Below are 13,603 nucleotides of genomic sequence, written 5' to 3'. Positions count from 1 at the left end.
GAAACCTGTATTTTCTGTTCCTCTCTCTGCGCTGGGGGCAGGGTCATCTGTGTTTGCGCCGACAACAGGCCGTGCGGAACGTGCTGGATATATGGGACAAAGTGCATATGTGCCATTTGTTTTGAGGGAAACGCAAACAGTATCACAAAGGGTTTTGCAGAATGCGCCTCCGCTCCCTTATCGTGCGGTATTGGTGGCCAGCACGGCGCAACCAAGGGCGGTAAGCGGCCTAGAGTTTACGCAGCCTCCAAAACCGTGCGGGCGTCAGCTTTATCAGGGAGTTGCGGATATTCTGGCACGCAGGCCGTTTTCTGTGTCGCCAGGCTATTTATCTGCATATTTGCCAGAGCGTTCTGGGCCTGTGGCAGGTGGTATCTCAAAGCTGGCAGCAGGCGCTGTGCGCGTGTCTGCAAGTTGGAGGGAGATGCCGGTTATTGCAGAATATTCACGGCACATACAGCACTTTCCACAATATCTACAACGCAAGAATGGTTTGCAGTCTTTTGTGTTCAGGCAAGGTGTTTCTGTTCCCCAACAGCCCGCGCGCACTGTTTTGCAAACCATGCCACGTGCTGTGGCGCCCGATGCACAAGGGCGGGTGGGGGCATTTTTGCCGTCCTCTCCTCTTATGCAGGCGGCGGTTCAGCCTGTTCTGCCTTGGGGGCAATCCGCTCCAGCACCACAGGGGCAAAGTATTGTGCGCTCAACGGCCAGCCCGTTTGCGGCATCACCTCAACAGCCTGCGCCTCTGCCGCCACGTGCGGCCATGCAGGGCCTTGGCGGGGGAGATAGCACTGCTTTGGCAGCACTTTCTACGCTTGGTTCTATTTAAAAACCCTTTTCCTGTTCAGTAAAGAGTTCTGTTATATGCCCATGTTGCCTGTCAGCCTGCCATCTGTATGGAATATTCCTGTTGCAGCGGGGGTGCCTGCCCTTATGGGGCAATCTGTTTCTGCCGGGGTGCAGGCTTCGGCATCTGTTACGGTTGGCAGTTTGCTGGATGATCTGCAAATTACGCAGGCCGCCAGCCAGTGGGGTATTTTTACACAGGATGGGCAGAGGGTTTTAACATCTGCCCATGTGCTTTCTGCCGATATGCAAAGTACGTGGCGCATTGCAGAAGCCCCGCTGGAGGGTGGTGCGTTTTTATCTTACAGCAAAGTGCGCATGTCTCGGCAGCATCGGATTGTGATGGTGTGCGATGGTTCAGAAGCCGGAATGGAGGATGCCAATGCCACCAGTCTTGCGCTGGATGTTTTGGCAGGGGCCGGGCAGGCAGGGGCTTTGTATGTGCGTGCAGGTTTTTTTGCCACGCTGGAGGCGTTGGAAGCCGATACAAACCTGTATGCCGTTATCACCCCGGAAAAGAAATACGATAGCGTTAACATTATCGGCCACCGCTGGATGAGGGAAGCCCGCCAGGGCATTACCATGCCAGTTGTAGAAATTGCCTTGCAGGAAGTGCGTATAACCGGAAGCACGCAGTTTGCCAGCACCCGCATGCCGCAGGGCCAGCAGATACAATGCGGCGGCATGGCCTATGCGGCCACCAGTTATGCAGATGCCGGAGAAATTGCATGAGCACCCCCACAACAACACTGGTGCAGGTGCCCATAAGTGCCGTGCCTGCACAGATGTTTAAGATTACACTGGCAGCACAAACACTCCAGATAGCCCTGCGCCAACGTGCTACGGGGCTGTATGCAGATATATGGTGCGCTGGCACGCGCGTGCTTTCTGGCGTGTTGTGCCAAGATCGCACATGGCTGGCAAGGAATGCCGCCACCGGCCTGCCGGGTGATCTGGCGTTTATGGATACCCAAGGCACGCAGAACCCGCAAAGCACCGGGCTTGGCACGCGCTATGTGCTGTTATGGCGCAGCGGATGGCCCGCATGAGCAGCATGCTCAGCACAAAAACACCAGACTGGGCCACGCGAGATGTGCAGGTAATGTTTCGGCTGCTTAATGGCGTGTTTGGTACGGCAGATGGGGTGGATACGGTTACGCTTTCTGGTTTGCAGGTGCAGGCGGATATTTTGCAGGCCCCGTACCCAACGGGAGAAACCGCGTCTATCCGTATAACCGGCATGCCTCCAGATTTAATGAACCGCCTGAGCCTGAGCGCGCCAGACCCTGCCAACCAGAGCGCCAGCGAAGTGTTGCTTATGGTGCCCGATGGGGCCTCTGGCGCGCAGGCTTTGGTGTTTCAGGGTGGGGTTGCTTTGGCTTATGCAGATTATAGCACAGCACCAGATGTTACTTTTGTGGTGCAGGCGTTTTCTACAGTATTGCCAAATGCGCTGCCTGCTTTGCCCACCGGGTTTAGGGGGGCGGTGCCGCTGGCGCAGGTATTGGCGCGTATTGCCGCAAAAGCCGGGCTGACATTTGAAAATAACGGGCTGAACACCGTGCTGCATGATCCGTATTTTCATGGCACACCGGGGCAGCAGATCAGCCAGTGTTTGAATACGCAACCTTTTCAGGCCGCATTGGGGCGGGGGCGTTTGTCGGCATGGCCCGCCAGAACCGGCGTAACCAGCACAACAGTGGATACATCTGCCGCTATTCAGGTTTCGGCCAGCACGGGGCTGGTGGGGTATCCCACGTGGTCTGGTGGTGGGGTATCGTTGGACATGCTGTTTAACCCGCGCATTGGCTGTGGCGGCGTGCTGGCGTTGCAAAGCCAGTATCAGCCCGGTGGAGGGGCAACGGGGCTGTGGCAGGTTTTGCATCTTCGGCACAGTTTAAGCGCGCAAATGCCAGATGGCCCGTGGTTTACCAATGTGGTGGCGCAGGCCGTAGGATTGAAGAATTCATGACAGATCAGAGCAGTTTTGCATCAGGCTTTCCGCCCAACATGCCTGCATCTGGTCAGGCGGTGTTTGATAGGGCCGGGGCGGCGGCATCGGATTACAACGCGCTGGTGGCCGTTATGCGCCGCATGTTGGTGGAGGTGCGCACCGCCATACCCGTTAAGGTGTGTGCGGTTTCTGGCGCAGGCTTGGCCCCTGTTGGGTTTGTGGATGTGCAACCTATGGTGCATCAGCAAGATGCCGCAGGCCAAACCATGCCGCATGGTGTGGTGTATAACGTGCCATATTTTCGGCTTCAGGGTGGCAGCAGCGCTGTGGTGCTAGACCCCGCAGTGGGGGATATCGGGCTGGCCGTCATGGCGGATCGGGATATTCTAAACGTAAAAACCGCCCGCACTGCTGCTCCGCCCGGCAGTTTTCGGCACAACAGTATGGCGGATGCGCTGTATCTGGGCGGTTTTTTAAATGCGGCACCCAGCCAGTATATTCAGTTCACACCTGATGGGGTGGTTATACATACGCCCGGAACTGTGGAAATATCTGCAAAATCACTCAAGATTTCAGGAGATGCCAGCATAAGTGGCAGCCTGAATGTGGGGCAGGATGTGCAGGCCGGTGGTGTTTCGCTGGTATCGCATGTGCATGGTGGCGTTATGTCCGGCAGTGGCACCACCAGCGCCCCGCAGGGTTAGGAGAAGCACGTATGAAAACCTTGTTGCTAGATCGTGCAACGTGGGATCTGGTGGTGGATGCGCAGGGCAATATTGCCGTGGCGGATGTGCCCTACGCCACCGCGCAGGATGTTTCCAGCGCGGTGCGCGTGTTTAAGGGAGAATGCTGGTACAACACGGCCCTTGGCTTGCCCTATCTGGCAGGTGTTTTGGGGCGCAACCAGTCTGCCGCGCTGTTTCGGGCCGATGTTGCGCAGGCGGCCCTTGCTGTGCCCAACGTGGCGCGCGCAACCTGTGTGCTGGCCAGCCTTGGGGCAGACCGCAAGCTAAGCGGCCAGATTTATCTGACATTGGAAAACGGAAGCACAACCCTTGCCAGTTTCTGAAACCTCACTTGCCGCAGGCACAACATCTGTGCCTGCGCCCTTGCTGGATGATACCGGCTTTGTGCTGCCGCAGGAGGCAGACATGCTGGCCGGTGTTCTGGCAGATATAAACGCTGCTTTTGGCAATACGCTGAACACGGATTTATCTACCCCACAAGGACAGTTGGCCACATCGCTTACCGCCATTTTGGGCGATGCGTATGATCAAATGCTGGCTGTGTTTAACGGGGTGGACCCTGCGCGTGCTTCTGGCCGCATGCAGGATGCCATTGGCCGTATTTATTTTATGGAGCGCAAACCCGCCACGCCCACGGTGGTAACATGCCAATGTACGGGGGTGGAGGGCACGGTTATTCCGCAAGGGGCTTTGGTGGCAGATGCCGCGGGCAATACCTATGCGGCAGATGCGGCCATTACGCTGGATACCACGGGCACAGGCACGGGCGCGTTTTCCTGCACCACGTTGGGGGAGGTATCCTGCCCGGCGGGCAGTGTGCGGCTGTGCCAATCTGTTGCCGGGTGGTCTGGCGTGGGCAACGCGGTGGCGGGGGTTACGGGGCGTGCGGTAGAAGGCCGTGCAGCGTTTGAAGCCCGCAGGCAGGCCGCCGTGGCTGTGAATTCCGTAGGAGCATTGGCTGCCATATTGGCGGCCGTGCAGGCGGTAGATGGCGTAACAGATGCGTATGTTGCAGATAACAGCAGCAATGTTGCAGTAACGCAAGGGGGCATAACACTTGCGCCCAATAGCCTGTATGTGTGCGTAAATGGTGGTACGGATGCCGCCGTGGCTTTGGCTATCTTGCGTAAAAAGCCACCCGGCTGTGCCTATACTGGCAGCACCAGTGTTTCTGTAACAGACACTTCTGGCACGTACACCACACCACCCAGCTATACAGTGGCGTTTGAGCGTGCCCAGCCCACGCCGCTTTATATTGTGCTTACACTGGCAGCCGGTTCTGGCGTGCCAAACACAGCAACATCTGCCGTGCAGCAAGCTGTTCTGGCGTGCTTTTTGGGGCAGGATGGTTCTGCCCGCGTGGGTATTGGCGGCACGTTATATGCCAGCCGGTTTTACGCCTGCGTGGCGGCGGTGGGCAGTTGGGCGCAGGTGGTGGATATTCGGGTAGGCACAGCGGCCAGTCCCACGGGTGTTACGGCGCAGGCAAATATCAACCAGATTTTCACACTGGAACTGGCTGATATTGCCGTGGAGTTTGCCTGATGCAGAATGTCGGGCAAACGGTGCTTTCTCAATATGCGTGCTCGCCCAGCCTGAATGCGCTGCTAGAGGGCTGGAACCAGTGTTTAGACCCCGCGCAGAGTATAGAAAACTGGTTTGACAACCTATGGAACATAGAAACAGCCCAAGGCTACGGGTTGGATGTATGGGGCCGCATTGTTGGGGTTTCGCGCGTGTTGCGCATGGCCTCTGGCCAGTATCTGGGCTTTGCCGAGGCCAATGATCTGACAGAGCAGGGCTTTAACACCGCCCCGTGGTATGCGGGCCGTGTTGTGGTGGGTGATTTTACAAATTGCAGCCTGTCAGATGCCGGGTTTCGGCAGCTTATTTATGCCAAGGCGCTGGCCAATATTACGGATTGTTCTGTGCTTTCGCTTAACGCCATTTTGCGCACGCTGTTTGCCGGGCAGGGCGATGCGTGGGTGGAAGATAACACCAACATGAGCATGACCTACGCCTTTGGCTTTGTGCCAACAGATGTGCAGGTTTCCATTATCGAAAACGCCGGTGTGCTGCCGCGCCCCGCCGGGGTTGCGGTATCTTACAGCATCAGGGGCTGAAGACCTTATGAAACAAGCAGATATTTCCGGGCGGTTTACAACACCTATTGCGGCTTCCGCCACAGCGGCCAACTGTGCGGATATTCCCACAGCGCAAACCACGGCGGGCGATGGTTCTGCCAGCATGGCGCTGGGTTTTCCGCCCGAAACCTTTACAGAACGCGCAGCCGGTGGCGTACCCCCGCGTGGGGCGGATATGAACGGGTTTTTGAAAACGCTTTCTGCTGCCATTCAGGTTTTGCAAACAGGTTATGTTGGCCCGTTTGATGCCAGTTTTGCCGCCGCTATTGGTGGCTACCCGGCTGGGGCTGTGGTGGCAGGCAGCGTTGTGGGCACGTTTTGGGTTTCTGGGCAGGATAACAACCTGTCCACCCCCGGTGCGCAGGGTGCGGCGTGGACAAACCTGTTTAGCGGGCTGCTTACATCTGCCCAAGCCGCGCAAAGCTTTTTTCCGCTTACGGGCGGTAAAATCAGCAACGGTTATTACGATAGCACCGGCACATGGGGCGGCAGCGGCAGCAATGGCGCACCACAGGCGGGTGATATGCCGTGGGGGCCGCAGTTTATTTCTCGCTTGGGGTATAGCGCCAGCATGAAGGCGCTGTTCTGCCTGCGTGATGCGTTTGAGCAATATGCGTTTGCCAGCGTGCAGTTAACAGATGCCGCAGGCGGATGGCATGAATGGCAGTTCCGCCAGGATGGCTCCATCCGTATGCCAGATGGCGCGGTGGTGGCTACGGAAAGCTGGGCCAACGGGGTGTTTCAGCCCGCTGGCAGTTATGTGGGGCTGGGCACGTATCAGGCCGATTTTGCCACGCAGGATGGGCGTGTGATCAACCTGCCATACGGGCAGCGCATTCAGTCCTTTTCCGTTACCATTCAGGATGGAGATGCCATTACTTTTCCGCAGGCTTTTGCGGGGGTGCCCACATCTGTGCAGTTGCAGTGCATGCAGTATGAACAACGCATGACACTTGCCATGCCCGATCAGGCCCCTACCGCCACGGGCATTGGCGCTGTGGGCGTGCGCTATGTGGTGGATGATCACGATGGCGCGGTTTCCACCCCCATAACGGTATGGGTTACAGCTATTGGGCCAAGGTAAAAAACCATGACATGTTCTTGCAATACCGCAGGCACGGCCTGTTCTGTGCTGCCAGAAGGGGCCGTGCTGGCGCCGGGGTGGCAACCCGCCCGCGCACGCGTGTTGCCGGTTATGATGGCGCCGGGGCTATGCCTGCGTGGCCAACTGGCAGAGCAGGTGGTGCAGGCATGGCCTGCCCGCAGCAGTGCAGATGCGCTGGATTATACCCTTACCCCCGCCGCATGGTTGGAAGGCACGGGGGATACGCTGGCCAGTGTGACGGCCAGCGTGCCCACTGCAACCGGGCAGGATACGGATCTGGCCGTGCTGTGGGTTACAATTATACAAGGCATGGCCTGCGTGTTTTTGGGCAGCGGCCCGCCAGATACGGTGCAGACAGTGCAGATGGTGTTGCACACCGTACAGGGGCGCAGCGTTACGGCCAGCGTGCAGCTTTACATCAGTGCAGAAAGTGCCGCCGCCGCGCCGCCACAGGTGCCCACGCTGGCAGATGGCACGCCCATACCGCCCAATGCCCTGTTGGCCCCCCAAGGCGTGCTAACCACCCCCACCGGCCAGCCCTATCTGCTGGCCTGAAGCATGCGCGTGGGAGCCAGCCTTGCTGCCCGCAAGCGGACAAGCCCACAACGCTGTGATACACCTTGGAGCAAATAGATAGTCCACCCGAACGCGGTGGGTATTTCAGGCAAAGGTATAGAAATGAAACCTAAATCACAGCAACAGGCCGATTCATTTGTGAACAGATTTAACGAGAACGTGGCTGTTAAAATGACAGTCATGTTCGGCAGTATCTGGTGCGTGTATGTGTTTTTCCTGTTTTCTCTGGTGCCAGCGGTTGTGCCCCAGTGGCAGAACACACTGCTATATATCAGCAACTGTATCCAGCTTGTGGCGCTGCCCGCGCTTATGGTGGGTAATGCGGTGCTAAGCCGTGGGGCAGACCGGCGCGCAGCAGAAGACCATCAGGCCCTGCTGGAAATTCTGGGAGATGTGCGGGAGGAACTGGCAGATCTGAAAGACAAGACAGCCGGTTTGGCGCGCTCTACCAACGAGGCATTGCAACGCCCCGAACTTACAGACGTTTCCATTTCGGATCAGACGATCGTGAATATGGATGAGGCCGGGCAGCCGCAGAATAACGCCTGATCTGGCATCCGGTTTTGCAGTTTTCTGGTTTGCGCCCGTCATCAGCCTGTTTGATCAGACTGGAAACCGCTCATGCCGCCTTTTTTCAATCCGCTGGCGCTGTTTGCCATTGTGATCACACTGGCAACAGCTTTTGCCATTATCAACCACCGTTACCTGCACCTGCCCACCACTATTGGCATTACGGCACAGGCTTTGGGGGTGGCCACGGTTTTGCTTTTTCTGGAGCAGGCCGTGCCCATGCCCCGTATGGATGCCGCCCGCGCGGTGCTGGATAGCATAAATCTGCCAGCCACTTTGCTGGATGGGGCTTTGTCCTTCCTGCTGTTTGCGGGTGCGCAATCTGTAGATCAGCGCGAGCTATGGCAGAACCGTTTTTCCATTCTGGCACTGGCGCTTTTAGGCACACTGCTGGCTGTGGCGCTGCTTGCCGGGGGCATGTGGATGGCGTTTCCGCTGGTGGGGCTTGCGGTTTCTTTGCCGTGGTGTGTGGTGCTGGGGGCAATTCTGGCCCCAACAGATCCTGTTTCTGTTGTGGGCATGTTGCGCCGCTTGGGGCTGCCCCCCAGAGTGCAAGCCATTTTTGCGGGGGAAAGCCTGTTTAACGATGGCGTGGGTGTTGTGGTGTTTGCCGTGGCAGTGCAACTGGCAGAGGCAGGCACCATTGGCCCATTGGGGGATCTGGTGTGGCAAATGGTGCAGGAGGTGGGGGGCGGCCTGCTGCTGGGCTTTTTGTGCGGGTGCTTGGCGGTATGGTGCATGCGGCTGGTAACAGATGCGCATCTTGAACTGCTTATTTCCATCTCTCTTGCCAGCGGGGTGTACAGCCTTGCCAAAATGCTGGAAGTTTCTGGCCCGGTGGCGGCCGTTACAGCCGGGCTGGTGCTGGGCATGCCCAGCGCATTGGGGGCGCTTAGCCAGCACGGGCACCGCGAAATCCGAAATTTCTGGATGATGGTGGATGAGGTGCTTAACGCCTGTCTGTTTGTGCTGATAGGGTTTTATGTGCTCAGCGTGCCTATCCGTGTTCCGGTGTTGCTGGCGGCCGCTTTGGCCATTCCGCTTTCCATTACCGTGCGGGCGCTTAGCGTGCTGCTGGCCATGCTGCCCGTATATTTGCGGGATTCCCAGCGCTGGCGCGTATTGGCTATTATGACATGGGGCGGCCTGCGTGGCGGTATTTCCATAGCCCTTGCGTTAAGCCTGGAACACGGGCCTATGCGTGATGTGCTGCTTGCAGTGTGTTATGCGGTGGTTGTGTTTACCATTTTAGTGCAGGGGTTAACGATGGAGCGCGTGGTGCGGCAGGTGCGCCTTGGTGCGGCAGAAGGATAAAACCAGATGCCTGCCTTAATACAACGTGCAGTATGCTGGTGCGTGGCCCCCAAAGTGCGGCCCTGTTGCCGCCAACGGTGGTGGATGGCCTGTGCGCTGGCTTCTGGCGCGCTGCTTTGCAGCATGGCGTGGCCGGTTTGGGTTGGGCAGGCGCAGGCTGCATCTGTGCCCCCAGTGGCCGGGCCAAAAGCCGCCCAGCATGCGGCAGCGCCCACGGGTGCGCATGCGGCTACACCCCCCAAAGCGCTGGGTGCGCCGGTGCAGGCTTCTGGCCGCCCGCAGGTGGTTATTGTGCGGGCCAACCCGCTGCATGCCAGTGCTGGCGGCGGCCTGATTCATTCGCAAACCGAACCTCAGGCCCAAAGCGTGGTGGGGCAGGAGTATATTCGCCTGCAATCCCCCACCGCCACGGCGTTTGAGCTTGTTTCCCAACTACCGGGCGCCAATGTTAGCGGGTCAGACCCGTTTGGGTTTTCACCGCAAACCAATATCAGCGTGCGCGGCATGAATGGAGATGCCATAGGCTACGTGCTGGAAGGCATGCCGCTGAACGATATTGCCTATTACACCGGCTACCCCAGCCAGTTTGCAGATAGCGAAAATTACGAAAACATTGCCCTGCAACAGGGATCTCCCGATCTGGATAGCCCGGTGTTAAACGCCGCTGGCGGGTTAATGAAGCTGCGTTTCCGCGCGCCAGCACAAAAGGCGGGTGGGCAGCTTAGCGCCTCCTACGGCTCTTACGATACCAACCGCGAGTTCCTGCGGCTGGATACGGGCGAGATCGGGCATAATACCGGCCTGCGGGGCTTTGTCTCCTATTCTCACGGGGCTACGGATAACTGGCGCGGTGCCGGGCGGGATGAACGCCAGCATGTTGATTTCAAGCTGGAAAAAACATGGGGCCAAGGCAACAGCGCGGGTCTGTTAGGATCTTGGAACCAAGCGGTGGACAGCTATTACCCGCAGGTTAGCAAGGATGATTGGCGCACGTACGGCATAGGCGGCCCCAATAATCTGGACAGGCACTTCCACGCGGATGATGATTACGGGGGTTCGGATTACTGGCGGCTTTCTCGGCAGCCGGAGCGCACGTTGTATCTGGCCGCGCCTTTGCAATTTACACTGGCGGAGGGCCTAAGCCTGCACGTTACGCCTTATGCGCAAGGCGCGTATGGCAATGCCGCAGGCGGCACGCAACTGCCCACATCTGGCCTGTATAATGGCACAGAGGCCGTGCCCGATGTGCTGGATTTGCCCGTAACGGCAGATGGTTACAGCACTGTGCGGGCAGATTACACACAGCGCAGCTTTCGTTCTGGCTTTACATCCGCATTGGAATGGAAGCGCGGCGTAAATGATCTGGTGCTGGGTTACTGGTATGATTACGGTGATGACACCGAGCGCGAAACCTTTGCCGCCGTAAATGGCAGCGGCAATGCGGGCAGCGTATGGGGTGGGCGGCCCATTACGCTGGCCGATGGCAACATGCTGCTGGGGGCCAGCAACCACACTCTCTCGCAAACCAATGCGCTGTTTGTGGGGGATAGGGTTTCCCTGTTGCAGGATAGGCTGTTGCTGACAGCAGGTTTTAAGGAAGTAATGTTCTCGCGCACAGGCACAAACGCCGTGCCGGGCGCGCCCTACCACGCCAATATGAACACCGCCGTGCCCCTGCCGCGCTTTGGTGTGCGTTTTCAGATTACGCCGGAACATCAGGTGTTTTTCAATGCCACCACCAACTTCCGCACCCCGGCAGAACCCGCCTTGTATGATGCGTATGACCCCACATCCGGCGCGGTAACACAAAAAGGCACTTCCAGCCTGAAAAATGAATATTCCATAGCAGAAGAACTGGGCTACCGTTACGCAGGCAACCGCGTTGTGGGCAGCCTGACGTTATTTAACTATAACTTCACAAACCGCCAGATTGCCACTTTGGCAATGATAAATGGCGCCCCGGTGGATTCCACCATCAACGCAGGTGGGCAGACATCTCGCGGGGTGGATGTAGAAATAGGTTTGCGCCCGTGGCACCATATTAGCCCGTATCTTTCGGGCGAATATCTGCACGCCACCATTGATAATGATCTGTATTCGGGCGGAGATCTGCTGCCCACACGCGGCAAGCGCGCCGTACGCAGCCCCACGCTGCAAGCCGCCGCGGGCCTGACATATGATGACGGGCACTTTTTTGGCGTGATGACCGTAAAATACACCGGCCATCAATACGCAACATTCATGAATGATGAGCGCATGCCCAGCCATGTTACGGGTAATCTGGCGTTGGGGTATCGGATGGATGATGTTTCTGTGCTGCATCGGCCAGAGTTCCGCATGAACTTTATTAACATCACCAACCAGCACTATCTTTCCGGCGTGGCAGACCCTACCATGAACGCGCATGACACACAGGGCCGCTATGGCACCACCATAGCCGGGCAGGCCCCGGATTATTATATTGGCGGCGGGTTTGCGGCCCTGTTTACAGCCTCTACCGGGTTTTAGGCGTGGCAGATCCTTTCCCCCAGAATACGGCTCAGTTTGGCGTTCACGGTGTGCAGGAAAAGCGAGATTGGCCTTGCCTTACGCTGGATGAAGTTTCTGCTGTGCTAGCGCATTTTGCCAATATGCCGCCTGCGCAAAAGGTAACATGGCATAGCATGCGCCCGTTTTCTGCCGCCTGCGTGGTGCAGCTTGCGGGAGAGGCTTCTGCCAGCCATGTAAGTGCCAGTGCCAATATGGGCGGGCAGGTGGTGCAGGCCACAAGCTGCGTGCTCAAACGCCATGCGCGCGCATTGCGCAGTGCCGCCATGCTGGAGCAGGAACACGCGTTTATCCGCCATCTGGCCAGCAAGGGCCTGCCCGTATGCCCCGCATTGGCCTTACATGACGGGCGCACCGCGCTGGAACTTGGAAACTGGACATACGAGGCTTTTCTACCCGCCAAAGGGCAAGACACCTACCGGGATGTGATGTCCTGGAAACCGTATTTCTCCACCGCGCAGGCGCATGCGGCGGGGGTGGCGCTGGCGCAACTGCACAAGGCCGCGGCGGATGATACAGCCCCCGAACGCAGCGCCAATGTGGCGGGCAAAACCGCCCCGGTGGTGCCGCTGGTTTCCAGCATGTGCGTGGTGGGGCAAGCAGATTTTATGCCTGCACTCCAGCAATGGGTGGCGCGGCAACCGGGGTTGGTGGCGGCATTGGCCAACCGCCCGTGGCAGCAGGATGTGGCGCGGGTTGTTCTGCCGTTTCATGAACGTTTGCGCCCTTTGCTACCCGGCATAAAACCCGCTTGGGGGCATGGAGACTGGCACCCTTCCAACCTGTTCTGGCATGCAAACACACCTGTTGCCGTGCTGGATTTTGGCATGGCAGACCGCACCTGCGCCGCGTTTGATATAGCTGTGGCCATAGAACGCAGCATGGTGGATTGGCTGGCTTTGCCAAGCTGTAGCGTAACGGCACATCCGGCCCCGCATATGGTGGAGTGGGATCAGCTTGCTGCGTTTGTAACGGGGTATCAGCACATCCGGCCTTTAAGTGCGGCAGAACGTGCGCAGGTGGTGGCGTTTTTGCCTTTGGTGCATGTTGAATTTGCGCTGTCTGAAACAGCATATTTTGGAACTCTGCTGCAAGATGAGGCATCAGCGGAGGTTGCCTATACCGTGTATCTGCTTGGCCATGCCCAGTGGTTTGCGCAAGCGCCAGAGGGGCAGGAACTTCTGGCCCGTTTGCCTGCCTTGCTGGCGGAGCAACAGCGGTGACAGGGCTGGAATGGCTGGCGGCAGTTGCCAGCGCCTTGGGCGTGTGGCTTACGGGGCATAGAACGGTGTGGTGTTGGCCGGTTATGCTTCTGGCCTCGGTATTATATGGCGTGGTGTTTGCGCAGGATCACCTTTATGCAGATGCCGCTTTGCAGGGCGTGTTTGGGGTTTTGGCGTTATATGGCCTGTGGTGCTGGCAACGTGGTGTGCAGGCAAACGGGCAGGTGCATATTGCACGCCTAACCCGGCACACCTTATGGCGAGATACCGGCATAACAGCCGTGGCAGGTTTGGCCCTGGGGCTGGCCTTGCGCGGCATAACGGATGACCCCATGCCCCTTTCTGATGCTGGGCTAAGTGCCTACAGCGTGCTGGGCCAGATATGGACAGCCAAACGCTACCGCGCCTGCTGGGGGTTGTGGATTGTGGTGGATGTTTTATATGCGCTGCTGTTTGTGCAACGCAGGCTGTTTGTAACCGCTGTGCTGTACACGGCCTTTGTGGGCCTTGCCGCACAAGGCTGGTGGCGGTGGCGGCATGTGGTGGCACGCAGCCCATAGACCCATTGTAAAAAG

15 protein-coding genes are annotated in these 13,603 nt (G+C 58.0%); all 15 read left to right on the top strand.

The features are described from left to right. The coding region (locus FKW19_RS15350; RefSeq protein WP_166443741.1) for a hypothetical protein at positions 1-832 on the top strand (832 nt) is incomplete at its 5' end. A gap of 35 nt (positions 833-867) precedes the next feature. Next, entirely contained in the window at positions 868-1,581 is a 714-nt protein-coding gene (locus FKW19_RS03645) for a hypothetical protein (protein WP_089178664.1), read from the top strand. Then, positions 1,578-1,898: a phage baseplate plug protein gene (locus FKW19_RS03640; RefSeq protein WP_006117084.1), complete on the top strand. Its 321-nt coding sequence runs from the start codon at positions 1,578-1,580 to the stop codon at positions 1,896-1,898. Before FKW19_RS03645 ends, FKW19_RS03640 begins: the two co-directional genes overlap by 4 nt. Beyond that, on the top strand, positions 1,895-2,821 hold the full coding sequence (locus FKW19_RS03635; protein WP_089179884.1) for a baseplate hub protein: 927 nt from the start codon (positions 1,895-1,897) through the stop codon (positions 2,819-2,821). The genes FKW19_RS03640 and FKW19_RS03635 overlap by 4 nt, the downstream gene beginning before the upstream one ends. Beyond that, positions 2,818-3,507: a Gp138 family membrane-puncturing spike protein gene (locus FKW19_RS03630; protein WP_089178665.1), complete on the top strand. Its 690-nt coding sequence runs from the start codon at positions 2,818-2,820 to the stop codon at positions 3,505-3,507. The genes FKW19_RS03635 and FKW19_RS03630 overlap by 4 nt, the downstream gene beginning before the upstream one ends. Before the next feature lie 11 nt (positions 3,508-3,518). Further along, positions 3,519-3,872, top strand: coding sequence for a hypothetical protein (locus FKW19_RS03625; protein ID WP_006117087.1), 354 nt, complete (start codon positions 3,519-3,521; stop codon positions 3,870-3,872). A 28-nt stretch (positions 3,873-3,900) separates the two neighbouring features. Further along, positions 3,901-5,094: a baseplate J/gp47 family protein gene (locus FKW19_RS03620; RefSeq protein WP_193561093.1), complete on the top strand. Its 1,194-nt coding sequence runs from the start codon at positions 3,901-3,903 to the stop codon at positions 5,092-5,094. Further along, on the top strand, positions 5,094-5,672 hold the full coding sequence (locus FKW19_RS03615; protein ID WP_063353648.1) for a DUF2612 domain-containing protein: 579 nt from the start codon (positions 5,094-5,096) through the stop codon (positions 5,670-5,672). The genes FKW19_RS03620 and FKW19_RS03615 overlap by 1 nt, the downstream gene beginning before the upstream one ends. Positions 5,673-5,679: 7 nt before the next feature. Then, positions 5,680-6,777, top strand: a complete 1,098-nt coding sequence (locus FKW19_RS03610) for a phage tail protein (protein WP_089178667.1) — start codon at positions 5,680-5,682, stop codon at positions 6,775-6,777. A gap of 6 nt (positions 6,778-6,783) precedes the next feature. Then, on the top strand, positions 6,784-7,353 hold the full coding sequence (locus FKW19_RS03605; RefSeq protein WP_006117091.1) for a hypothetical protein: 570 nt from the start codon (positions 6,784-6,786) through the stop codon (positions 7,351-7,353). A gap of 123 nt (positions 7,354-7,476) precedes the next feature. Continuing rightward, on the top strand, positions 7,477-7,923 hold the full coding sequence (locus FKW19_RS03600) for a hypothetical protein (RefSeq protein WP_035354323.1): 447 nt from the start codon (positions 7,477-7,479) through the stop codon (positions 7,921-7,923). Between the two features lie 72 nt (positions 7,924-7,995). Continuing rightward, on the top strand, positions 7,996-9,258 hold the full coding sequence (locus FKW19_RS03595; RefSeq protein ID WP_089178668.1) for a sodium:proton antiporter: 1,263 nt from the start codon (positions 7,996-7,998) through the stop codon (positions 9,256-9,258). A 6-nt stretch (positions 9,259-9,264) separates the two neighbouring features. Then, positions 9,265-11,766 (top strand): TonB-dependent receptor, encoded by a 2,502-nt coding sequence (locus tag FKW19_RS03590; protein WP_193561090.1) that lies wholly within the window; start codon positions 9,265-9,267, stop codon positions 11,764-11,766. Between the two features lie 2 nt (positions 11,767-11,768). Next, positions 11,769-13,028, top strand: a complete 1,260-nt coding sequence (locus FKW19_RS03585) for a phosphotransferase enzyme family protein (RefSeq protein WP_089178669.1) — start codon at positions 11,769-11,771, stop codon at positions 13,026-13,028. After that, entirely contained in the window at positions 13,025-13,588 is a 564-nt protein-coding gene (gene pnuC, locus FKW19_RS03580) for a nicotinamide riboside transporter PnuC (RefSeq protein ID WP_089178670.1), read from the top strand. The genes FKW19_RS03585 and pnuC overlap by 4 nt, the downstream gene beginning before the upstream one ends. The last annotated feature ends 15 nt before the right edge of the window (positions 13,589-13,603 follow it).

Source organism: Acetobacter sp. DmW_125128 (assembly GCF_008704325.1).
GTDB classification, from domain to species: Bacteria; Pseudomonadota; Alphaproteobacteria; order Acetobacterales; family Acetobacteraceae; genus Acetobacter; species Acetobacter oryzifermentans.
Note: the sequence above shows the minus strand (reverse complement) of the source record. Positions and strands in the feature narration are given on the sequence as shown.